This window comes from Variovorax sp. 01T439_2, assembly GCF_056398445.1.
In genome coordinates this window covers 1-20,134 of sequence record NZ_JBFTPJ010000005.1, presented here as the reverse complement: position 1 = coordinate 20,134, position 20,134 = coordinate 1, and the positions used below count along the sequence as shown (strand labels likewise).

Sequence of the window (20,134 nt, the reverse complement as noted above, 5' to 3'; positions counted from 1 at the left end):
GTTTTCCGCTGGTGCTCAAGATCGTCTCGCCCGACATCGCGCACAAGACCGAGGTCGGCGGCGTGTTCGTCGGCGTGCGCTCCGAAGCGCAGCTGCGCGAGGAATACGGCCAACTGCTGGCGCGCGTGGCGTCGAAGGCGCCCGGCGCCCGCATCGCCGGCGTGCTGGTCGCGCAGATGGTGCAGGGCGGCGTCGAGCTGATCCTGGGCGCCAGGAAGGACCCGGTGTTCGGCCCGATGGTGATGGCCGGCCTGGGCGGCATCTTTGCCGAAATCTTCAAGGACGTGGCGCTGCAGCCGGCGCCCGTCGACGAGGCGCAGGCCACGGCGATGCTGCGCTCGCTCAAGGCCTTTCCCCTGCTCGACGGCGCGCGCGGCCGCCCCAAGGCCGACGTGCAGGCGGCCGCGAGGGCCATTGCGGCGCTGTCGCGCTTCGCGGTGCGGCATGCGGACAGCGTCTGCGAGATCGACATCAACCCCCTGGTGGTGCTGGAACAGGGCCGCGGCGCGCATGCGCTCGACGCGCTGCTGGTGCCAGAGGAACACGCCGTGAAAGGCAAGCAATGAACATGTCTTTGTCAGGCCGCACGGCCTTCATCAGCGGCGCGGGCCACGGCATCGGCCGTGCCACCGCCCGCGCCATGGCGCGCCTGGGCGCCACCGTCGGCATCAACGACCTGAAGCCGGAGTTCGTGGAGGAGGCCGTGGCCGAGATCCGCGCGCTCGGCGGCCAGGCCATCGGGCTGCCCTGCGACGTGTCGACGCGCGACGGCATGCGCGAGGCCGTGGCGCAGTTCGCGCGCGATGCGGGCCGGCTGGACGTCATGGTCAACAACGCCGCCTGGGTGCGCTACCAGCCGCTGGCCGAGATCACGCCGGAGGTCATGGACCGCATGGTGGAGATCGGCTTCAAGTCGGTGATCTGGGGCATCCAGGCCGCGGCCGAGGCGATGGATCCGGAGCGCGGCGGCTCGATCATCAACGTGGCCTCCATCGCGGCCTTCAAGTCGCCGATGCGCTCGGTGGTCTACAGCGGCATCAAGGCCGGCGTGCTGGGCATCACGCGCGCATCGGCCGCCGACCTGGGCGCGCGCAACATCCGCGTGAACGCGGTCGCGCCCGGCGCCGTGCCCACCGAAGGCACTGCCAAGCACCGCAATGCGGAACTCGATGCGCGGCGCATCGGCCGCACGCCGCTCGGGCGGCTGGGCACGGTCGAAGACATTGCCGACGCCATCTGCTTCCTGGCCGGCGACGCCTCGCGCTTCTTCAACGCGGACGTGCTGCGGCTGGACGGCGGTGCTTCGGAGACATCGCTGTGAGCGCCGCCGTTCAATCGCCCAAGCGGGTGCAGAACGTGTTCGTCGTGGCGAAGCAGCCGGCCAGCCTGCATGCCTTCTACGAAGGTGCGCTGGGCCTGCCGATGACGTTCCGCGATGGCGACCGCTGGATCCAGTACGGCGTGGGCGGCACCAACGTGGCGCTGGCCAGCGCCGAGGAGGCCGCGCCCGCCACCAGCGGGCTGGTGATGGTGCTGGAGGTGGACGACTTCGAGGGCGCGACGGAGCGCATCGGCGCGGCCGGCGGGCAGGTGCTGGGCCTGCGCGACATGGGCAGCCACGGCGCCGTGCTGTCGCTGCGCGATCCCGAGGGCAACCTGGTGCAGCTGTTCCGGCGCGCAGCGCCCGCATGAGCGCCGCGCCGGGCCGCCCCAAGCAAGCTCGCTCCCGCCTGGCGGGAAGGCGCGCAGCGCCAAGGGTGCACCAGTGAGTGCCGCTGCGCACGGGCCGGCAACGCTGCAGGAGTTGCTGGACCGCGAGGCGATCCGCGACTGCTTGCTGCGCTACTGCCGAGGCATCGACCGCTGCGACGAACAAGCCCTGCGTTCGGCCTACTGGGAGGACGCCACGGACTGCCACGGCGCCTGGAACGGCAGCGCCGCCGGCTTCATCGATCAGGCGCTGACCAAGCTGCGGCAGGGCGGACGCCGCGTCCACCAGATCGGCAATGTGCTGATCGAGCTGCACGGCGATGCCGCGGCGGTGGAAAGCAGCTTCTTCGCATTGCAGGCCACGGCCGCGCAGCCCGAGCGCGAGACCTTCCTGTGCGGCCGCTATGCGGACCGCTTCGAGCGCCGCGGCGGCGAGTGGCGCGTGGCCGCACGCACMGTGATCTACGACTGGATCGAGGAGCGCACGCGGCCCGAGCTGAAGCAGGACGACGCAGCCTTGTTCGGCGCGCGCCAGCCGGTGGGCACCGCGGCGCCGCACGACGCCGTCTATGCGCTGCTGCGCGCAGTGCGGGGCGGTGCCTGATGGCGACGGTACTGCTCACCGGCGCCGGCGGCGGCATCGGCCGTGCGGCGGCGCTGGGCCTCGCGCGCGCCGGCTGGCACTGCGTGCTGGTCGATGCCGATGCGCAGGCGCTGCAGCGCCTCGAAGCGCTCTGGCCCGCCGAGGCCGAGCGGCCGCTCGGCCTGGTGGCCGACCTGACCGATGCCGCGCGGATCGAGCGCCTGGGCCAGGAGATCCCGCCGCTCGATGCCCTCATCAACAACGCGGGCCTGTCGGCCGGCGGCGCCGAGGCCACGTCCTGCCCCGACGACGGCACGGCCGCGCGCCTGCTGGCGCTCAACCTGGCGGCCCCGGCCCGCATCGTGCAGGCCTGCGCCCCGCGGCTTCGGCCGGGTGCGCGCATCGTCAACGTGGCATCGGGCGCGGGGCTGCGCGCCATTCCGTGGCGCGGCCTCTACAGCCCGAGCAAGGCCGGGCTGATCGCGCAGGGCAGGGCGCTCGCGCAGGCCCGGCCCGACTGGACGGTGACCACGCTCGCGCCGGGCTTCGTGAGAACCGAGCTCGTGCAGCGCCTGATCGATGGCGGCCGGCTGAACCCGGCGCAGGCGGTCTCGAAGATTCCGATGGGCCGGATGGCCGAGCCCGAGGACATGGTCGAGGCGCTGTGCTTCCTGGCCGGCGCGGATGCGCGCGTGCTCACCGGGCAGCTGCTGGTGCTCGATGGCGGCTCCTCCATCTGCGGCGGCAGCCAGCCCTTGCCGCCGTGCGCGCATGGGCCGCTGCCGTTCGAGGCACCGCTGCAGCCGCATTGCGAGGCGGTGCGCGAGGCGCAGTGGCAAGCTGCGCTGGACACGTGGGTGCGTTCGCATGCGGACCGCGCCGGCATCCAGAGCTACCCCGCCGTCATCGACGGCCGCGCTCTCGATGCGCCGCCGGGCGCGCAGCTCGATGCCGTGCTCGATGCGGCCCGCCGCTTCCGCGCGCGCCATGCGGCGCTGGCCAGCCTCACGCTGCTGTTGCCGCGGCCTGCTGCGCGGTTGCCCTGGGAGCTGGCCGGCGACGCCGAAGCCGCCCGCATGCTGGTCGCCACACTGGCCGCCGAATGGGGCGCGCATGGACTGCGCATCAACGCACTCGAACTGCAGCCCGGCCTCGCACCGGACAGCTGCCTGCCGCTGCTCGGCTACCTGGCCGGCGCGCGTGCGCAGTTCCTGACCGGGCAGGTGCTGCGGCCCGGCGCCGGCGCGGCCGAACGCTGAACCAAAGACAAGGAGACCTCCGCATGATCGACACCCTCGTTTCCCGCCGCCGCCTGCTGGCCGGCGCGGGCCTGCTCGCGCTGCAAGCGCGGCTGCACGCCAGCGAAGCCGGCGGCTGGCCGGCACGCCCCATCCGCATGGTCGTGTCCGGCCCCGCGGGCGCGGGCTCGGACATCTTCGCGCGCCTTCTGGCCGGGCCGCTGCAGCAGGCGCTCGGGCAGCCCGTGGTGGTGGACAACAAGCCCGGCGCCAATGGCCTGATCGGCAACGATGCGGTCGCCAAGGCGCCGCACGACGGCCACACGATCCTGCTGTCGCCGTCCTCGGCCATCGCGATCAACCCGGTCATCCAGCCGAAGATGCCCTATGACGCGCAGAAGGATCTGCTGCCCGTCGCCCAGGTCGGCGCCGCGGGCATCCTGCTGGTGGCGAACCCGGCCACGGGCCTCGCGTCGCTGGCGGACCTGGTGCGCCATGCCAAGGCCAACCCCGGCAAGCTGGCCTATGGCTCCTGGGGCAGCGGATCGACCGGCCACCTGGTGATGGAGGGTCTCAAGGCGCAGTACGGCATGGACCTGGTGCACGTGCCCTACAAGGGCGTCTCGCCGCTGCTGAGTGACCTGCTGGGCAACAGCATCGGCGTGGGCTTTGTCGACATCGCGTCGCCGGTGCCCCACATCCGCAGCGGCAAGCTGCGGGCGCTGGGCTGCACGGGCTCGGCGCGCGGGCCGGCACTGCCCGACGTGCCCACGCTGACCGAGCAGGGCTACCGCTTCGATGCGGACGGCTGGTACGGCGTCTTCGCGCCGGCCGGCACGCCGCGCGAGGTGGTGCTGCGCCTGAACCAGGAGATCAACCGCATCCTCTCGACCGACGAGATCATCCAGAAGTTCGCCGCGCAAAACATGCCGCGCCCGCCCGTCAAGGATGCCGACCAGTTCGCGGCCACGGTGCGGCGCGACCTCGCGGCCTGGCAGTCGCTGGCCAAGGTCACCAGGCTGCGGCTCGACTAGCGCTCGCCCGAACTATTTGGCCGTAGCCTCGTACCGGACACCCACGACGATTGATTGCCAGGAGTCACCTCTTGAACACCGTACAGATCGCAAGCAAGGCGAATGCGCCACGCATTTCCTCGTGCGGTTGATTTTGGTGCTGCACGGCGCTGCTGTTGCTTCTCTGCCCGGCTCCTGCCGTCGCCTCCCTCGCCAGGCGCTCGCCGATTCCGGCTACCCGGCGTTCTCGTGCCGATGCGTCGGCGAGGATAGGCCTCACGCTGCTGGTCGTTCCGTTCGCAACGCAGAACATCGCCCCGCGGCGGTACGTGCTGGCGACCCAGACGGCGGCGCGTGTCTGGCGAGGCCCCGAAGAAGTTTGAGGTCAGGGAGGCGGCAAGCCTTCGCCTGAGCCGCCCGAACCCGGCTCATAGCCTGCCTCCCGCTGGTGGCGCAAGGCCAGCACCGTGACCACATCCCCCTCGCCAGCGTAGCGGTACAGCGCCACGTAGCCACTTGCGCCAAAGTCGATCACCCACTCGCGGTATTCAGGCGGCAGATCCTCCAGCGGCCGGCCCACCATCGGCTGTTTGCGCAGGACCTGGACTGCCTTGATGATGGTTTCCCCCGCACGCGCGGCAACTGCCGGGCTCTTCGGTCGCAGAAACTCCCGCAAGCGCTCCAGATCGCGGAGTGCCGCCGGCGCGAACCTCACTTGTGGCATGCAGGCGCTGGCAACTCTTCGTCAGTACCCCAGGTTTCCAGCCAGGCAACCATCTCGTTATCCGAGACGTGCAGACCGGTCTCCTCGAACTCTGCCCATGCGGCCACCGCGTCCTGGTGCAGGGCTTGGCGCCTTTCTTCGCGATCGACGTACTGGGCAATGGCCTCGCGCATCAGCCAATGCGGCGCTCGGTGGCGCGCCGTGGCCAGGCGCTTCAGGCGCACTTTGAGTTCGGGGTCGAGCTTGACCGGCGTCGGGCTGATGGCGGTATTCATAGGTAATACTCTACCAATGATGCCTTGGCCAGCCAACAGGCGCGCCTCGATGGCCACACAACGTGCAGTGCATATGTTGCAACGCGATGGCTCAGGCTGCATGCGGTCCTGCCCGGATACGCTGCGATTCGGGACATGGGCGGCGGTCAGCCCAACCCGCGCCAAGCGCGATTCAGTATTTCATCCCGTTCGTCCCTGGCCCGGGCGCGACGGGACCTGCGTGAAGGAATGCGCGGGGCGTCGATTGCGTACTCCGCTGGATTTCTTGCCCGATCCAATGGCGGCAGCGCGCCTTGGCAGATGGAGACGGGCCGGCGGGTTAGAGTCTTTTGCAAAGGCTCCAAGCAGCATGGCCCCCAGACACCACGACACGGCCGCCGAGGGCAGGCCGCCACAGCACGCGATGGCGCAGGTCATCGGCGCGCGCACGCCGGGCGCGGGCGACTTCGAAACACCGATCGCGGGCCTGGCCTTCTTCAGGCGCGAATGCCCCGCGCCGCCCGCCGTCTGCATGATCGAGCCGAGCATCGTGCTCGTTGCCCAGGGCGCCAAGCAGATGTGGGTGGGCGGCGAGGCTTATGCCTACGACACCTCGCGGTTCCTCGTCACCTCGCTGAACGTGCCCGCCAATTCGGAGGTGATAGTGGCAAGCCCCGGGCAGCCCTGCCTGGGCCTGGTCCTGAAGCTCGACGTGCGCATACTGGCCGAGCTGATTGCGCAGGGCGGCCTGCCGCCGCCGCGCGATCGCCCGGTCGGCGTGGGGGTGGGCATCGGCGCGGCCACGCCTGCGATCCTGGGGCCGTTCGCGCGCCTGCTCGAACTGCTGGACGAGCCGCATGCCATTCCCGTTCTTGCCCCGCTGATCCAGCGCGAGATCCACTACCGGCTGCTGATGAGCGACCAGGCCGCCCGGCTGCGGCAGATCGCCTCGGTGGACGGACAGGGCTACCGGATCGCGCGGGCCATCGACTGGCTGAAGCTGAACTACGCCTTGCCGCTTCGCATCGACGAACTCGCGGCGCGCGTGCAGATGAGTGCGCCCACCTTCCACCACCACTTTCGCCAGCTCACCGCGATGAGCCCGCTGCAGTACCAGAAATGGCTGCGGCTGAACGAAGCGAAACGCTTGATGCTGAGCGAACACTTCGATGCAGCGGGCGCGGCGTTCAGGGTCGGCTACGAGAGCCCCTCGCAGTTCAGCCGCGAGTACAGCCGGCTGTTCGGTGCGCCGCCCAAGCGGGATATCGAGGTGCTGCGAGGGGCGGCCAGGGGCACCGATATGCCCAGGCACGCGCTGGCGAACCCGGCATAGGAACTTCCGTTCTCAGGAGCTTTCGAGCTCAGCGGATCGGGCAAGAAAACAAGCGGAATGCCCTACCAATCCCCGCGCGGCGCCAGAAAAATAAGGAGCCGAAGACACGATGAAACTGTTCGCAGGTGCATGGCATCCGTTCTCCTATTGCGACCGCCGGTGGCGCGTGATATCAGAAAAGAAAACGATGGCCGATCGATGTACCCGAACCTCGAACGACAGGAGCCGACATGGACAGTCCCACGATTCCCTTGATCTCGCGGCGCGACGCGCTCATTGCCGGCGCCGCCACCGCCACTGCCGCGGCGGTCTCTTCTTCGGCGCCTGCCGAAGCCGCGGCCCCCAAGGCAGCCGCAACGCCAGGACCCCGCGCGAAGCTCTCGCTGAACGTCAACGGGCAGGTGCATTCGCTCGAGCTCGATACGCGCACCACCTTGCTCGATGCACTGCGCGAGCACCTGCACCTGGCCGGCACCAAGAAGGGCTGCGACCATGGCCAGTGCGGCGCCTGCACGGTCATCCTCGATGGCCGGCGCATCAATTCCTGCCTGACGCTCGCCGTGATGCATGACGGCGCGCAGGTCACCACCATCGAGGGCCTGGGCACGCCGCAGAACATGCACCCGCTGCAGGCCGCCTTCGTCAAGCACGACGGCTACCAGTGCGGCTACTGCACGCCCGGGCAGATCTGCTCGGCGGTGGCCGTGCTCGACGAGATCAAGCGCGGCGTGCCGAGCCACGTGAGCGCCGATCTCACGGCGCGTCCGCTGCTGTCGGCCGAGGAATTGCGCGAGCGCATGAGCGGCAACATCTGCCGCTGCGGCGCCTACTCCAACATCGTCGATGCCATCACCGAAGTGGCCGGGAGCCGCACATGAAGCCATTCACCTACGAGAAGGCGCAGTCGCCCGCGCAGGCCGCGGCGGCGGTTGCGCGCCACCCCGGCGCCAAGTTCATTGCGGGCGGCACCAACCTGCTGGACCTGATGAAGCTGCAGATCGAGGCGCCCACGCACCTGGTCGACGTGAACGGCCTGGCGCTGGACAAGATCGAAGCCACGCCCGAGGGCGGCCTGCGCATCGGCGCGCTGGTGCGCAACACCGACCTGGCCGCCGACGAGCGCGTGCGCCGSGACTACGGCGTGCTGTCGCGCGCACTGCTGGCCGGCGCCTCCGGCCAGTTGCGCAACAAGGCCACGACGGCGGGCAACCTGCTGCAGCGCACGCGCTGCCCCTACTTCTACGACACCGACCAGCCCTGCAACAAGCGCCAGCCCCGCAGCGGCTGCAGCGCCATCGGCGGCATCACGCGCCAGCATGCGGTGGTCGGCACGAGCACGGCCTGCATCGCCACCAATCCGAGCGACATGGCCGTGGCGATGCGCGTGCTCGACGCGGCGGTGGAGACGGTGCGCCCCGACGGCCGCACGCGCGTGATCCCGATCGCCGACTTCCACCGGCTGCCCGGCAACACGCCGCACATCGAGACGGCGCTGGAGCAGGGCGAGCTGATCACCGGCGTGACGCTCCCCAAGCCGATCGGCGGCACGCAGATCTACCGCAAGGTGCGCGACCGCGCCTCCTACGCCTTTGCGCTGGTGTCCGTGGCGGCGGTCGTGCAGCGCGACGGCTCGGGCCGCGTCGCGCTGGGCGGCGTGGCGCACAAGCCGTGGCGCGTGGAGGCCGCGGAGGCGGCCATGCCGCAGGGCGCCAAGGCGGTGGCCGCGCAGCTGCTGGCCGGCGCGCAGACGACGCACGAGAACGCATTCAAGTTGCCGTTGGCCGAGCGCGCGCTGGCCGCGGCACTGGCGCAAGCAAGGAGCTGAGCAGCATGAAATTCGACACGCCCGCCACGACCAATCCGATCGACCAGCTCAAGATCATCGGCAAGCCGACCGACCGCATCGACGGCCCGATGAAGAGCACCGGGACCGCACGCTACGCCTACGAACGCCACACCGAGGTGCCCAACGCCGCCTACGGCTGGGTGGTGGGCGCCGGCATAGCGAAAGGCCGCATCGCCTCGATGGACCTGGACGCCGCGCGCGCCGCGCCGGGCGTGCTGGCCATCGTCACGGCGCGCAATGCCGGCAAGCTCGGCAAGGGCGACTTCAACACGGCCAAACTCCTGGGCGGCCCCGAGATCGACCACTACCACCAGGCGGTCGCATTGGTCGTGGCCAACACCTTCGAGCAGGCGCGCGCCGCGGCGCAGCTGGTGCGCATCGCCTACACGCGTGCGCCGGGCCGCTTCGACCTGGCCGCCGAAAAGGATGCGGCGCAGATGCCCAAGGCCGATCCGTTTTCCGGCGAGCCGCTGACAAAGGCGGGCGACTTCGCGGGCGCGTTCGCCGCGGCCCCCGTGCAGCTCGATGCCACCTACACCACGCCCGACGAGTCGCACGCGATGATGGAGCCGCACGCCTCCATGGCACAGTGGCAGGGCGACAAGCTCACCATCTGGACCTCGAACCAGATGATTGCCTGGGGCGTCGGCGATGTCGCCAAGACGCTCGGCATCCCGAAGGCGAACGTGCGCCTCGTTTCGCCTTTCATCGGCGGCGGCTTTGGCGGCAAGCTGTTCGTGCGCGCCGATGCACTGCTGGCCGCACTGGGCGCCCGGGCGGCCAGGCGGCCCGTGAAGGTGGCCTTGCAGCGGCCCTTGATGATGAACAACACCACGCACCGGCCCGCGACCATCCAGCGCATCCGCATCGGCGCCGAGAGAGACGGCAAGATCACCGCCATCGCGCATGAAGGCTGGTCCGGCGACCTGCCGGGCGGACAGCCGGAAACCGCGGTCAACCAGAGCCGGCTGCTGTATGCCGGTCCCAACCGCCTGACGACCACGCGGCTGGCCGTGCTGGACCTGCCCGAGGGCAACGCCATGCGCGCGCCCGGCGAGGCGCCGGGCATGATGGCGCTGGAAATCGCGATGGACGAGATGGCGGAGAAGCTCGCGCTCGACCCGGTCGAATTCCGCGTGCGCAACGACACGCAGGTCGATCCGGAGAAGCCGCAGCGTCCGTTTTCGCAGCGCAGGCTGATCGAATGCCTGCGCACGGGCGCCGAGCGCTTCGGGTGGAGCCGGCGCAATGCCACGCCGGGGCAGCAGCGCGACGGTCGCTGGCTCGTGGGAATGGGGATGGCCGCGGCGTTCCGCAACAACCTCCTGATGAAGTCGGCCGCGCGCGTGCGGCTGGACAACCGGGGCATGGTCACGGTGGAAACCGACATGACCGACATCGGCACCGGCACGTACACCATCATTGCGCAGACCGCCGCCGAGACCATGGGCGTGCCGCTGGACCGGGTGCTCGTGCGCCTGGGCGACTCGGCCTATCCCGTGTCGTCCGGCTCGGGCGGGCAGTGGGGCGCCAACAACTCCACCTCGGGCGTCTACGCAGCCTGCATGAAGCTGCGCGAAGCCGTCGCGAGCAAGCTGGGCTTCGGCGCGGCCGGCGTGGAATTTGCCGACGGCATGGTGCGCGCCGGCGAGCGTGCGGTGCCGCTGGCCGAAGCGGCGGGCGCCGAAGGTTTGATGGCCGAGGACGGCATCGAGTACGGCGACCTCGACAAGAAGTACCAGCAGTCCACCTTCGGCGCGCATTTCGTGGAGGTGGGCGTCGACGCCGCCACCGGCGAGATCCGCGTGCGGCGCATGCTCGCGGTGTGCGCGGCGGGGCGCATCCTGAACCCCAAGTCGGCGCGCAGCCAGGTGATCGGTGCCATGACGATGGGCGTCGGCGGGGCGCTGATGGAAGAGCTGGCGCTCGACAAGCGGCATGGTTTCTTCGTCAACCACGACCTCGCGGGCTACGAGGTGCCGGTGCATGCCGACATTCCCCACCAGGAGGTGATCTTCCTCGACGAGACCGACCCGATCTCCTCGCCGATGAAGGCCAAGGGCGTCGGGGAACTGGGCATATGCGGCGTCGCGGCCGCAGTGGCCAACGCGGTCTACAACGCCACGGGCGTCCGGGTGCGCAACTATCCGATCACGCTCGACAAGCTGCTGGACCGGTTGCCGCCGGTGGTGTGAGGCGGGGCAGCTGGAAACATGAGGGCTTTCCGATGCCCCTGATCGGCACCGGGGCACCTGGTGAGTTGCAGAATGCGCCTGAAGGTTGCAAAATGGAACCTCAAGGAGTCTCGCATGAGCCAGGCAGTGAAGATCTCGGAAATTGAAATGAAAGCGCTGCGGGATGCGGCGCGACTGAACAGCCGGTCGATTTCGGGACAGGCCGAACACTGGCTTCGCATCGGCCGTGCCATGGAACGCGACCCGCAGGTCGGTTATTCCCGCGTTGAAATGGCCTTGCGCGGCCTCGAGCCGATGTCGCTCGACTCGCTCGCTGAAGCCGAGCAGGACGATTTCATCCAGGGCCTGGCCGATGCACCCGCCACCGTCGTGGAAGAGGATTTCTGGCGCGACCGCCGGCGCCGGGGCGTGGGTGTCGGCCTCGACGACAAGGATCGATTGGTGTTCGGCTCTGCCGCGGTGAAGCGTTGAACGCCGTGTGAGTCGTCCGACGATGATCATGCTTGCCGGACCGAATGGTGCCGGCAAGTCCACTTTCTACGAACTCGTCCTGCGCCCGCGGATCAAGGCCCTGTTCATCAATGCCGACATGAGCCAGCGCGAGGAACTCGGCGATCCGTCGATGGCCGCCGCCTACCGGGCGGCCGAGATCGCGGAAAGCCGGCGCCGTCAGGCGCTCGAACGGCGCATCAGCTTCATCTCCGAGTCCACGTTTTCCCATGCGTCGAAACTCGATCTGCTCCGCGACGCCAAAGCCGCGGGATTCCGGGTCGTGGTCTATCACATCAACGTGCGCCGCCCGGAGCTTTCGGTGAGCCGGGTTGCGCAGCGGGTGGACGAAGGCGGGCACGACGTGCCCGAAGACAAGATCCGCGAGCGCTTCGAGCGCAACCAGCCGCTGATCCGCGACGCCGTGCTGCAGGCCGATCACGGCTTCGTCTACGACAACTCCGGGCTGAATGCGCCTGCGCAGCGCGTCATTGCCTTCAGGGAAGGCCGTGTGATCGAGGTCTCTGCGGACCTGCCGGCCTGGGCCGGGGCGCTTTACGGGCGGGAACTCGGGCTTCATTGACGCGCGCCGCACCTCGACCGGCGCGGTATGGCCGATATTCAACAGATTGGGCTATCCGGTGCGCCTGAGAAGACGAGGGGCTCTGAACTGAGAGGGCTCGAACGTTCTAACATGAGCAAAATATTGAGCACTTCCCGGCTCTCGGGGATTCGCATGTCCATTTCCGTTCGCGACATTGTTCCGTTTTCAACAGCGCGCACCCACCTTTCGGAGCTCGTACTCGAAGTGCAGAGCGGCGCGGAAAAAATCATCACGAAGAACGGCGAACCGGCTGTGGCCGTGATCGATGCCAAACGGCTTGACCACTACCACCGGCTGGAGCGTGCACGCATCCACCTGCTGCTGCTCGACGAGGTCGAACGGGGGTTGGCGGACGTGCAGGCCGGCCGCACGGTCGGTGCGCTGGAAAGCCTGGCGGAGCTGAAACTCAAGCGCAAGGCGCGTTCCGGCGGCACTGCCGGCTGAAATGGCTGGCCGCGAAGAAGAAGGGGCGGCACTGGCGCGCCTGCAGCGGCACCCTCGCATGGGCCGGCGTTTCCTCCGGGCCATCGAATCCGTCGAGGCCAAGCGGCTTCTCGAGCGCATTGGCTTGCAGCTGTCCGCTTTGGGCCCCAATGCCGAGGTGCGCGAATACGTAATGGACGAATACCTGGTCCTGTACTTTGTGTCCGGCGGCGATCCGGGTGATGCGGGCGTGGTCCGGTTGTTGGCAATCAAGCACCACAGGCAGATCGGCTTCGATTGGCCAACCCGCTAACCCATCATCGCCGCGGCCGCCTTGATCGCTTCGCGCACGCGGCCATAGGTGCCGCAGCGGCACACGTTCTCGATGGCGTCGATGTCCGCGTCGGTGGGATTGCGGGTGCGCCGCAGCAGGTCGACCGCCGCCATGATCTGGCCCGGTTGGCAGAAGCCGCATTGCGGCACGTCGAGGTTCATCCAGGCCTGCTGCACCGGATGCAGCACGTTGCCGTTGGCCAGGCCCTCGATGGTTGTCACCTGCCGGCCGCGCACGTCGGCCACCCGCGTGGAGCAGGTGGTGACCGCCTTGCCGTCCACGTGGCAGGTGCAGGCCTTGCACACGTTGATGCCGCAGCCGTACTTCGGGCCGGTGATGCCGAGCTTGTCGCGCAGCACCCAGAGCAGGGCCATGTCGTCGGGCGCCTCGACGTCGACGTTGCCGCCGTTCACCTTGAAAGATTGCACAGGCATGGCGGGCTCCTCAGTGGGGTACCGGCACGACGACCGGCGTGGGCAGCTTGCCCGGGGGGATGGGGGTGAAATCGACGGGGAAGTTCAGCGGAAAACTCCGCGGCTTCTTGCCGGTGGCGCGCGCATAGGCGTTGGCGATCGCGCCCGAGCTGGCCGACAGGCCCACCTCGCCCAGGCCGCCGATCGCCTCGCCGCTCGTGGGGGGCATGATGATGACCTTCACGTCCTTCGGGTAGTTCTTCATGCGCGCGAAGTGGTACTGCGAGTAGCTGCCTTCCAGCGGCAGGCCGTTCTGGATGTGCAGGCCGGCCGTCAGCACGATGGAGATCGACTCGCACAGGCCGCCCTGCATCTGCGCCTCGATGCCCGAGGGGTTGATGGGGGTGCCGACGTCGATCGCGATGGTGGCGCGGGTCACCTTGAGGTCGGTGGGCACGCGCGCGTCGAGCTCGACGATGCAGGCGGTGAAGGACTTCGACTCCTGGTGCACGCCCACGCCCTGTGCGAAGCCCGCCGGCATGGCCTTGCCCCATTGCGCCGCCTCGGCCACGGCCTTGAGCACCGCGCGTGCGCGCGGCAGGCGCAGGTATTCGAGGCGGAAGGCGACGGGGTCCTTGTGCAGCGCCCTGGCCATCTCGTCGACCAGGATCTCCTCCACCATGCGCGAGGGCTGGATGTGCACCGAGCGGTAGGAGCAGGTGTTGATGTCCATCGCGACCGGCGTCAGCAGCTTGGTGGTGACGCCGAAGTTGTACGGCGAGCTGACCATGGTCTTGAACATGACCTGCTCGATGGCGAAGTTGCCCACCGTCTGCGGAAATCCGTTGGGCAGCGCGATGGCCGCGGCGCCCAGCATCTCGCCGAAACCGTGGCGCGTATCGAGCCGCACGCCCGCGATGCGCTGCTCGAAGGAGATGACCTGGCCCAGCAGCATCGTGGCGCGCGCCCGATGGAACATGGGCGGCCGTACGCGGCCGTGGCGCATGTCGTCGGTGCGGTGGTACATCAGGCGGCAGGGCCGGCCCAGCGCCTTGGAGATCTGTACCGCTTGCAGCGTCGCGTCCCAGAACAGCCGCCGCCCGAAGGAGCCGCCGGAGGGCACCGCATGCACCTTGACCTTGTCCAGCGGCAGGCCCAGGTCGGCGGCCACCGCCTGCTGCGTGACGATCGGGCTCTGCAGGCCGGACCAGATCTCGGCGCGGTCGGCGCGCACGTCGGCAATGGCGCATTCTGTTTCCATCGGGCAGTGCGAGACCGCCGCAAACTCGAACTCGCCCTCGACCGTCAACGCGCCCAGCGGCGGCAGCAGGAAGGGCAGCAGCGCGGATTTGAGCTTCTGCTGGATGCTGGCGTTGGACTCGCCGGCGACCGCGCCCGCGGTCCAGGTGACGTCGAGCGCGTTCACCGCGGCCCAGGCCTGCCCGAAGGTCTCGGCCATCACCGCCACGCCGGGCGGCGTGGGCACGATGCCGTTGGTGGCGGGAATCGGCGCGATGCCCAGCACGCCGGGCATGCCCATCACCGCGGTCGTGTTGTTGATGCGCACGAACTGGCCGTTGATGGTGGGCGGCCGGCACACCATGGTCGGCTTCGCGTCGGGCACGGCCTGGTCGAGCGTGAACTTCTTGCGTCCGGTCACGATGTCCAGCGCGTCCAGCCGCGTCACGCGCTGGCCGACCACCGCGCTGGCGGAGCCCGCGGCCAGCCCGCCGATCAGCGGCATGCCCGCATGCAGCGAGCGCACGCTCGAGGAGCCTCCGGTGAGCTGGTTGTACATCAGCTCCGGGCTGGCGTCGGCGGAGCCCACCTCGATCGCGTTCAGCGGCAGGCCCAGCTTGTCGGCCAGCATCATCGCGGCGGCGGTGGCGATGCCCTGGCCCGACTCGAAGCGCGGCAGCTCCAGCCGGACGCGGCCGTTCGCAAGCTTGCTCACCTTGACCAGCGGCATGGTCGGCAGCGCCGTCACCGTCACCGCATCGCCGATGTCGACCAGGTCGGTCGTGTCGGGCGGGGTCATCGGCAGTATCGCGGCCCGGGCCGACGAAGGGGCCGCGAGGCCGCCGAGCCCCGCGGCGGCCGAGATCAGCGGCGCGGAGGCCGCATATCCCAGCAGGTCGCGCCGGCGCATGCCGGGCGGTTCGTCATGAGAGGGCGCAGGCGTGGGGCCCGCGCCGGATTCGGGATGTTCCATCCTTGTCTCCAGTCTTATGGTTGTGTGGCGAACGGGAGTCAATATGTCATGATCGCCGCGACAACAATGTCTTTTCAAAGACATTACTTACGGATGTGTTCGCCGGCCTTCCCACGCAGGCCCCGGTGTGCACGGAGGAGCGAGCAAGCAACAGGCGAGCGAGGGAAGCACGTATGCCGTCGAAGGCCATGGAGACCATGCTCCGCGAGAGCTTGTGGGCGCAGACCCTGGCGGCCGAGGAACTCGACCGCGTGGTGCGCGAGTCGTACGAGCGCGAGGTGCCGGCCGGCGGTTTCGTGATGCGCCGCGGCGAGCCCGCGGACCTCTGGCTCGGCGTCATCGAGGGCCTGGTGAAGATGTCGCTCTCGCTGGCCGATGGCCGCGTCTCCACATTCACCGGCGTGACCTCCGGCGGCTGGGCCGGCGAAGGCTCGCTGCTGAAACCCGGCCCCTGGCGCTACGACGGCGTGGCCATGCGTCCGACGCGCGTGGCCTGCGTGCCGCGCCATACCTTCGAACGCCTGGTGTCGACGAACCTCGAGTTCGACCGGTTCCTGCTGTCGCACATCAATGCGCGCCTGAGCCTGTTCATCGGACTCATGGAGTTCGACCGCCTGCTGGGCCCCGACGCGCGCATTGCACGCTGCCTGGCCAGCCTGTTCGACCCGATCCTCTATCCGCAGGCGAGCAGCTTCGTACGCCTGACCCAGGACGAGATCGGCCTCCTGTCCGCGGTCTCGCGCCAGCGCGCCAACCGGGCGCTGCATGCGCTCGAGCGCGCAGGCCTGCTGCGGGTGGAGCACGGCGGCGTGGAGGTGATCGATCTTGAAGGCCTGCGCAACTACGTTGGTGAAGGGAGCTCCTAGCGCAGCCGGCGGTATCCGGGTTTATCCTCGTTTTTTGGTTATGAATCAAAACTACATTGGTTATCTTCAATAACCTTTGTGGCCGACGGTGCCGCCGGCCGAGGAGACCAGCATGGATCACATCGTGTCATCGTCCTGGCGGCCGGCATGGGCCGCGGTGGGTGCGGCCGCATTGCTCGCGGCCTGTGGCGGAGGCGGCGGCGGGAGCGGCGGCTTTGCGTTCCTGCCGATCGTTCCGGCCGCGCCGGCGGCACCGCCGCCTGCGCCATCCGCACCGCCGCCCGCGGCCTCGCGGGAGGCGAGGCCCGGCACGCTGCAGTCGTGCAGCGACCTCGCGAGCAAGGCCGCCTTCAATGGCACGGCCTACACCAGCATCACTTCCGTGGCGGCCGGCACCCTCACGGTGGCGGGCGTGGGCACACCCACGCCGGCGCACTGCCTGGTGCAGGGAAAGATGAACGAGCGCAGCAGCAGCGTCGACGGCCGCACCTATGCGATCGGCTTCGAGATGCGCCTGCCGGTCGACTGGAACGGGCGCTTCTTCTACCAGGCCAACGGCGGGCTCGACGGAAGCGTGGTGCCGGCCACGGGCGGCGTCGGGGGCGGGTCGCCCACGACCACGGCGCTGCACATGGGCTTTGCCGTGATCAGCTCCGATGCGGGCCACTCGGGCGCGCAGAACCCGGTCTTCGGCATCGATCCGCAGGCGCGCCTGGACTACGGCTACAACGCCGTCGCGCAGCTCACGCCGATGGCCAAGAACCTGATCGCCAAGGCCTATGGCCGCGCGGCCGACCGCTCCTACTTCGGCGGCTGCTCGAACGGCGGCCGCCATGCGATGGTGGCGGCCGCGCGCTCCGCCAACGATTACGACGGCATCCTGGCCGGCAATCCCGGCTTCAACCTGCCGAAGGCCGCGGTCGCGCAGCTCTACGGCGTGCAGCAGTACGTGCAGGTGACGACCGCCAACACGCCGGCCGGCAAGCCGGACCTGCAGACGGCCTTCACGCAGGCAGAGATGGACACGGTCGCCGGCGCCGTGCGGGCCAAGTGCGACGCGCTCGACGGCGCAACCGATGGCATCGTCGCGAACGTGCAGGCCTGCAAGACGGCCTTCAAGCTGGCCACCGACGTGCCCACCTGCAGCGGCGCGCGCGACGGCAGCTGCCTCACGGCGGCGCAGAAGACCGTGCTCGACAACGTCTTCGGCGGTGCGCGCAACACCGCGGGCGCCGCGCTCTACAACGGCTTTCCGTATGACGCGGGCATCAACGGCGCCGATTGGCGGCAATGGAAGTTCTCCAACTCGCAGAACCTGGACACGGCCGCGGTCGGCTTCGTGTTCAGCTCGCCGCCGCTGGGCACGAGCCGCCCCTCGGGCATCGACTTTGCGCTGGGCTTCAGCATGGACGCCGATGCGCCGGGCATCTTCGCGACCACCGCGCTCTACACCGAGTCGGCCATGTCCTTCATGACGCCGCCGAACCCGGGCAACCTCGCGGTGCTGCGCGACCGCGGCAGCAAGCTCATGGTCTATCACGGCACCAGCGACGCGGTGTTCTCGTCGGACGACACGACGCGCTGGTACGACGAACTGCGCGCGGCCAATGGCGGCGATGCCTCCGGCTTTGCGCGCTTCTTCCCGGTGCCCGGCATGAACCACTGCGGGCGAGGCCCGGCCACGGACCAGTTCGACATGCTGACGCCGCTGGTGGCCTGGGTGGAGAAGGGCAAGGCGCCGGATGCCGTGGTCGCCGCCGCGCGCGGTGCGGGGGCCAACGTGGTCAACACGGAACTGCCCGCCGGCTGGTCGGCCACCCGCACGCGGCCCCTGTGCCCGTACCCGAAGGTGGCAACCTACGTGGGCGGCGATCTCGAATCGGCTGCCAGCTTCGCCTGCAAGTAGGCGGGCCTACACGCGAAGCAACCCGCGAAAGCCCCTGGCCGCGTAGTACGACTGCGCGCCGTTGTGATAGACGAACACCCGGCCATAGCGCCGGTCGCCGAAGAGGGCGCCGCCGAGCGCCCGGATCTCCGGCGGTGCCTGGATCCAGCTCGAGGTCTTGAGGTCGAACTCGCCGAGCGCCTGCAGGTCCCGGTACTGTTCTTCGGTGAGAAGCTCGATGCCCATCGCGGCGGCCATCTCGACCGCGCCGCTCTTTGGCTTGTGTTCCTTGCGGGCGTCGAGCGCTTCGCGGTCGTAGCAGAGGCTGCGGCGGCCGCCGGGGGTCTCCACGGAACAATCGCAGAAGCTGAGGCGGCCGGTCTTCCTGTCCTGGCCGATGAGGTCGGGTTCCCCGCCCGTGGCCTCCATCTCGCGCAGCGACTTCAGCGCGCCGGGATGGGCCTCGAGCCTGGCTTGCACGTCGGCCCAGGCGATGGCCCTGTGCCGGTGCATGTTCTTCTCGAAGCGGGTCTTCAGGGCCTGGAGCAGCGCTTCCCGTTCTTGCGCCTTCATGGTTCTTGAATGAGTGCGTTGGGGTTGGTTGCAGGTCTGCCTTGCGCGTGACAGTTTGCCAGATGACATGCGCGGCCCGCGGGATTAAGCTTTTGCCCCGCGCAGGAAATCGCTTGCGATGGAGGTCTCGCCATGACCAGTCCAGCCCGTTCGTTGCTCCGCACTCCGGCACCGGGGAAAGAGATCGATCTTCCGGCCAGGATGGTGGGCGAGGGGTTCCAGATTGCCGCCCGCTCGCAGAAGACCTACGTCGCCACGGGCGCGCCCGTGGTCTTCTTCGACGTCCTCTCCGACAACGGCGAGCGCATCGGCATGGCCAATGCGATCCTCGAGCCGCGTTCCGAGGCCGTGGCGGGCATCGGGCATGTCTGCGTGACGCTGAGCGAGGCGCACGCTTCCGTGGAGCTGCTGACGCAGGTCGCCGATGTCCTGGTCGACGACGCCCTCGATTCGGGCCTGCGCGAAGTCATGATCGTGGTGCCGCAATCGCATGCAGATTCGGTCGAGGCGTGCTGCAGGCTCGACCCGGTCTCGTCCGGCGCAACGCACCTCGGGCACGGCGTCGAGGGGCAGGTCTACATGTATCGACGGTAGCGGGGCACCTGCGGGATTTCACCAAGGCCCTGCGGCGGCTGGCGCGGCGCATACTTGCCTCAGCGCCGCTCGCCGGCCCCTCCGGGGCTCCGGGCGACTGTCAGGAGGCACGCCCTTGCAGCGAACCGACATTGCCAACCCGGCCTATTTCCACAAGGTCGTCGATTGCCAGTACGCCTGCCCGGCGCACACCCCCGTCCCCGAATACATCCGCATGATCGCGCAGCGCCGCTATGGCGACGCCTACATGGTCAACTGGGTGTCCAACGTCTTCCCGGGCATCCTCGGGCGCACCTGCGACCGGCCCTGCGAGCCGGCCTGCCGGCGCGGGCGGGTCGAACAAAGCAATGAGAAGATTCCCGAACCGGTGGCAATCTGCCGGCTCAAGCGCGTGGCGGCCGACATGAAGGAGGACGTGCGCGCGCGCATGCCCAAGCCCGCGCCCGGCAACGGCAAGCGCATCGCCTGCGTGGGCGCGGGGCCGGCCTCGCTCACCGTCGCGCGCGACCTGGCGCCGCTGGGCTACGAGGTGACGGTGTTCGACGAGGAGGCCAAGGCCGGCGGCTTCATCCGCACCCAGATCCCGCGCTTTCGGCTGCCGGAGTCGGTGATCGACGAGGAGACCGGCTACATCCTGGACCTGGGCGTCGAGTTCCGCGGCGGCGAGCGCATCGGCTCGATGAAGGCGCTGATGGCCGAGGGGTGGGACGCGATCTTCGTCGGCTGCGGTGCGCCGCGCGGGCGCGACCTGGACATTCCCGGGCGCCGGGAAGYGGCGGCCGCCATCCACATCGGCATCGACTGGCTCAATTCCGTGTCCTTCGGCCACGTGAGCCGCATCGGCC

Annotated in this window: 23 protein-coding genes; 18 read left to right on the top strand and 5 right to left on the bottom strand. The window is 69.2% G+C overall.

Translation table 11 applies throughout. The annotated features are described in order from the left end of the window. The 6 genes from AC1DOC_RS00525 to AC1DOC_RS00500 form a co-directional block, all read left to right on the top strand. Positions 1 to 566: acetate--CoA ligase family protein (locus AC1DOC_RS00525; RefSeq protein ID WP_478129283.1), on the top strand; the 566-nt coding region annotated here is incomplete at its 5' end. Further along, entirely contained in the window at positions 563 to 1,321 is a 759-nt protein-coding gene (locus AC1DOC_RS00520; protein WP_018907162.1) for an SDR family NAD(P)-dependent oxidoreductase, read from the top strand. The genes AC1DOC_RS00525 and AC1DOC_RS00520, both read left to right, overlap by 4 nt. Continuing rightward, positions 1,318 to 1,692, top strand: coding sequence for a VOC family protein (locus AC1DOC_RS00515; protein ID WP_018907161.1), 375 nt, complete (start codon positions 1,318 to 1,320; stop codon positions 1,690 to 1,692). The genes AC1DOC_RS00520 and AC1DOC_RS00515 overlap by 4 nt, the downstream gene beginning before the upstream one ends. A gap of 73 nt (positions 1,693 to 1,765) precedes the next feature. Continuing rightward, the gene (locus tag AC1DOC_RS00510) at positions 1,766 to 2,314 is read left to right on the top strand and encodes a nuclear transport factor 2 family protein (RefSeq protein WP_018907160.1); all 549 of its coding nucleotides are present in this window, start codon (positions 1,766 to 1,768) and stop codon (positions 2,312 to 2,314) included. Then, entirely contained in the window at positions 2,314 to 3,552 is a 1,239-nt protein-coding gene (locus AC1DOC_RS00505; RefSeq protein WP_307594968.1) for an SDR family oxidoreductase, read from the top strand. The genes AC1DOC_RS00510 and AC1DOC_RS00505 overlap by 1 nt, the downstream gene beginning before the upstream one ends. Before the next feature lie 23 nt (positions 3,553 to 3,575). Next, a complete protein-coding gene (locus tag AC1DOC_RS00500) occupies positions 3,576 to 4,565 on the top strand; it encodes a Bug family tripartite tricarboxylate transporter substrate binding protein (RefSeq protein WP_018907158.1) in 990 nt (329 codons plus the stop codon). Between the two features lie 364 nt (positions 4,566 to 4,929). Here the strand turns inward: AC1DOC_RS00500 and AC1DOC_RS00495 are convergent, their stop codons facing one another. Further along, positions 4,930 to 5,268 (bottom strand): type II toxin-antitoxin system RelE/ParE family toxin, encoded by a 339-nt coding sequence (locus tag AC1DOC_RS00495; protein ID WP_038108164.1) that lies wholly within the window; start codon positions 5,266 to 5,268, stop codon positions 4,930 to 4,932. After that, positions 5,256 to 5,543, bottom strand: a complete 288-nt coding sequence (locus tag AC1DOC_RS00490; protein ID WP_018907156.1) for a CopG family ribbon-helix-helix protein — start codon at positions 5,541 to 5,543, stop codon at positions 5,256 to 5,258. Before AC1DOC_RS00490 ends, AC1DOC_RS00495 begins: the two co-directional genes overlap by 13 nt. Positions 5,544 to 5,892: 349 nt before the next feature. Between AC1DOC_RS00490 and AC1DOC_RS00485 the strand changes: the two genes are divergently transcribed. From AC1DOC_RS00485 to AC1DOC_RS00450, 8 genes are all read left to right on the top strand, one after another. Continuing rightward, the gene (locus AC1DOC_RS00485; protein ID WP_018907155.1) at positions 5,893 to 6,855 is read left to right on the top strand and encodes an AraC family transcriptional regulator; all 963 of its coding nucleotides are present in this window, start codon (positions 5,893 to 5,895) and stop codon (positions 6,853 to 6,855) included. A 230-nt stretch (positions 6,856 to 7,085) separates the two neighbouring features. Further along, positions 7,086 to 7,733: an aldehyde dehydrogenase iron-sulfur subunit PaoA gene (gene paoA / locus AC1DOC_RS00480; protein ID WP_307594966.1), complete on the top strand. Its 648-nt coding sequence runs from the start codon at positions 7,086 to 7,088 to the stop codon at positions 7,731 to 7,733. Beyond that, positions 7,730 to 8,680 (top strand): FAD binding domain-containing protein, encoded by a 951-nt coding sequence (locus AC1DOC_RS00475; protein ID WP_307594964.1) that lies wholly within the window; start codon positions 7,730 to 7,732, stop codon positions 8,678 to 8,680. Before paoA ends, AC1DOC_RS00475 begins: the two co-directional genes overlap by 4 nt. Before the next feature lie 5 nt (positions 8,681 to 8,685). Continuing rightward, positions 8,686 to 10,896, top strand: coding sequence for an aldehyde oxidoreductase molybdenum-binding subunit PaoC (gene paoC, locus AC1DOC_RS00470; protein ID WP_478079971.1), 2,211 nt, complete (start codon positions 8,686 to 8,688; stop codon positions 10,894 to 10,896). A 114-nt stretch (positions 10,897 to 11,010) separates the two neighbouring features. Next, the gene (locus AC1DOC_RS00465; RefSeq protein WP_018907151.1) at positions 11,011 to 11,367 is read left to right on the top strand and encodes a TA system antitoxin ParD family protein; all 357 of its coding nucleotides are present in this window, start codon (positions 11,011 to 11,013) and stop codon (positions 11,365 to 11,367) included. 7 nt (positions 11,368 to 11,374) lie between these two features. Beyond that, a complete protein-coding gene (locus AC1DOC_RS00460) occupies positions 11,375 to 11,968 on the top strand; it encodes an ATPase (protein ID WP_478079972.1) in 594 nt (197 codons plus the stop codon). Positions 11,969 to 12,121: 153 nt separating this feature from the next. Beyond that, a complete protein-coding gene (locus AC1DOC_RS00455) occupies positions 12,122 to 12,433 on the top strand; it encodes a type II toxin-antitoxin system Phd/YefM family antitoxin (RefSeq protein WP_307594960.1) in 312 nt (103 codons plus the stop codon). A 1-nt stretch (position 12,434) separates the two neighbouring features. Beyond that, positions 12,435 to 12,725: a hypothetical protein gene (locus tag AC1DOC_RS00450; RefSeq protein WP_478079973.1), complete on the top strand. Its 291-nt coding sequence runs from the start codon at positions 12,435 to 12,437 to the stop codon at positions 12,723 to 12,725. On the opposite strand, the gene AC1DOC_RS00445 is transcribed toward AC1DOC_RS00450, so the two are convergent. Further along, on the bottom strand, positions 12,722 to 13,180 hold the full coding sequence (locus AC1DOC_RS00445; RefSeq protein WP_015865541.1) for a (2Fe-2S)-binding protein: 459 nt from the start codon (positions 13,178 to 13,180) through the stop codon (positions 12,722 to 12,724). The two genes, AC1DOC_RS00450 and AC1DOC_RS00445, sit on opposite strands and share 4 nt — an antisense overlap. Positions 13,181 to 13,190: 10 nt before the next feature. Next, positions 13,191 to 15,371 (bottom strand): xanthine dehydrogenase family protein molybdopterin-binding subunit, encoded by a 2,181-nt coding sequence (locus AC1DOC_RS00440; RefSeq protein ID WP_278876210.1) that lies wholly within the window; start codon positions 15,369 to 15,371, stop codon positions 13,191 to 13,193. Between the two features lie 173 nt (positions 15,372 to 15,544). On the opposite strand from AC1DOC_RS00440, the gene AC1DOC_RS00435 reads away from it, so the two are divergent. Together AC1DOC_RS00435 and AC1DOC_RS00430 are read left to right on the top strand one after the other, a co-directional pair. After that, a complete protein-coding gene (locus tag AC1DOC_RS00435) occupies positions 15,545 to 16,237 on the top strand; it encodes a Crp/Fnr family transcriptional regulator (RefSeq protein ID WP_436299084.1) in 693 nt (230 codons plus the stop codon). A 112-nt stretch (positions 16,238 to 16,349) separates the two neighbouring features. Beyond that, positions 16,350 to 18,143, top strand: coding sequence for a tannase/feruloyl esterase family alpha/beta hydrolase (locus AC1DOC_RS00430; RefSeq protein WP_478083591.1), 1,794 nt, complete (start codon positions 16,350 to 16,352; stop codon positions 18,141 to 18,143). 6 nt (positions 18,144 to 18,149) lie between these two features. Here AC1DOC_RS00430 and AC1DOC_RS00425 read toward each other — a convergent pair whose 3' ends face one another. Then, the gene (locus tag AC1DOC_RS00425) at positions 18,150 to 18,695 is read right to left on the bottom strand and encodes a DUF4256 domain-containing protein (protein WP_478079976.1); all 546 of its coding nucleotides are present in this window, start codon (positions 18,693 to 18,695) and stop codon (positions 18,150 to 18,152) included. Positions 18,696 to 18,827: 132 nt separating this feature from the next. On the opposite strand from AC1DOC_RS00425, the gene AC1DOC_RS00420 reads away from it, so the two are divergent. Further along, a complete protein-coding gene (locus tag AC1DOC_RS00420) occupies positions 18,828 to 19,289 on the top strand; it encodes a hypothetical protein (RefSeq protein WP_478079977.1) in 462 nt (153 codons plus the stop codon). Positions 19,290 to 19,404: 115 nt separating this feature from the next. Then, positions 19,405 to 20,134, top strand: a 730-nt coding sequence (locus AC1DOC_RS00415; protein WP_478129282.1) for an NAD(P)-binding protein, incomplete at its 3' end; no start/stop codon positions are given.

Bases quoted from the DNA above. Each gene is read 5' to 3' on its own strand.
- AC1DOC_RS00495 (WP_038108164.1), bottom strand. From the start codon at position 5,268: ATGCCACAAGTGAGGTTCGCGCCGGCGGCACTCCGCGATCTGGAGCGC.
- AC1DOC_RS00420 (WP_478079977.1), top strand. From the start codon at position 18,828: ATGACCAGTCCAGCCCGTTCGTTGCTCCGCACTCCGGCACCGGGGAAA.
- AC1DOC_RS00490 (WP_018907156.1), bottom strand. From the start codon at position 5,543: ATGAATACCGCCATCAGCCCGACGCCGGTCAAGCTCGACCCCGAACTC.
- AC1DOC_RS00445 (WP_015865541.1), bottom strand. From the start codon at position 13,180: ATGCCTGTGCAATCTTTCAAGGTGAACGGCGGCAACGTCGACGTCGAG.
- AC1DOC_RS00505 (WP_307594968.1), top strand. From the start codon at position 2,314: ATGGCGACGGTACTGCTCACCGGCGCCGGCGGCGGCATCGGCCGTGCG.
- AC1DOC_RS00435 (WP_436299084.1), top strand. From the start codon at position 15,545: ATGCCGTCGAAGGCCATGGAGACCATGCTCCGCGAGAGCTTGTGGGCG.
- AC1DOC_RS00465 (WP_018907151.1), top strand. From the start codon at position 11,011: ATGAGCCAGGCAGTGAAGATCTCGGAAATTGAAATGAAAGCGCTGCGG.
- AC1DOC_RS00455 (WP_307594960.1), top strand. From the start codon at position 12,122: ATGTCCATTTCCGTTCGCGACATTGTTCCGTTTTCAACAGCGCGCACC.
- AC1DOC_RS00425 (WP_478079976.1), bottom strand. From the start codon at position 18,695: ATGAAGGCGCAAGAACGGGAAGCGCTGCTCCAGGCCCTGAAGACCCGC.
- AC1DOC_RS00450 (WP_478079973.1), top strand. From the start codon at position 12,435: ATGGCTGGCCGCGAAGAAGAAGGGGCGGCACTGGCGCGCCTGCAGCGG.
- AC1DOC_RS00485 (WP_018907155.1), top strand. From the start codon at position 5,893: ATGGCCCCCAGACACCACGACACGGCCGCCGAGGGCAGGCCGCCACAG.
- paoC (WP_478079971.1), top strand. From the start codon at position 8,686: ATGAAATTCGACACGCCCGCCACGACCAATCCGATCGACCAGCTCAAG.
- AC1DOC_RS00440 (WP_278876210.1), bottom strand. From the start codon at position 15,371: ATGGAACATCCCGAATCCGGCGCGGGCCCCACGCCTGCGCCCTCTCAT.
- AC1DOC_RS00430 (WP_478083591.1), top strand. From the start codon at position 16,350: ATGGATCACATCGTGTCATCGTCCTGGCGGCCGGCATGGGCCGCGGTG.
- paoA (WP_307594966.1), top strand. From the start codon at position 7,086: ATGGACAGTCCCACGATTCCCTTGATCTCGCGGCGCGACGCGCTCATT.
- AC1DOC_RS00520 (WP_018907162.1), top strand. From the start codon at position 563: ATGAACATGTCTTTGTCAGGCCGCACGGCCTTCATCAGCGGCGCGGGC.
- AC1DOC_RS00500 (WP_018907158.1), top strand. From the start codon at position 3,576: ATGATCGACACCCTCGTTTCCCGCCGCCGCCTGCTGGCCGGCGCGGGC.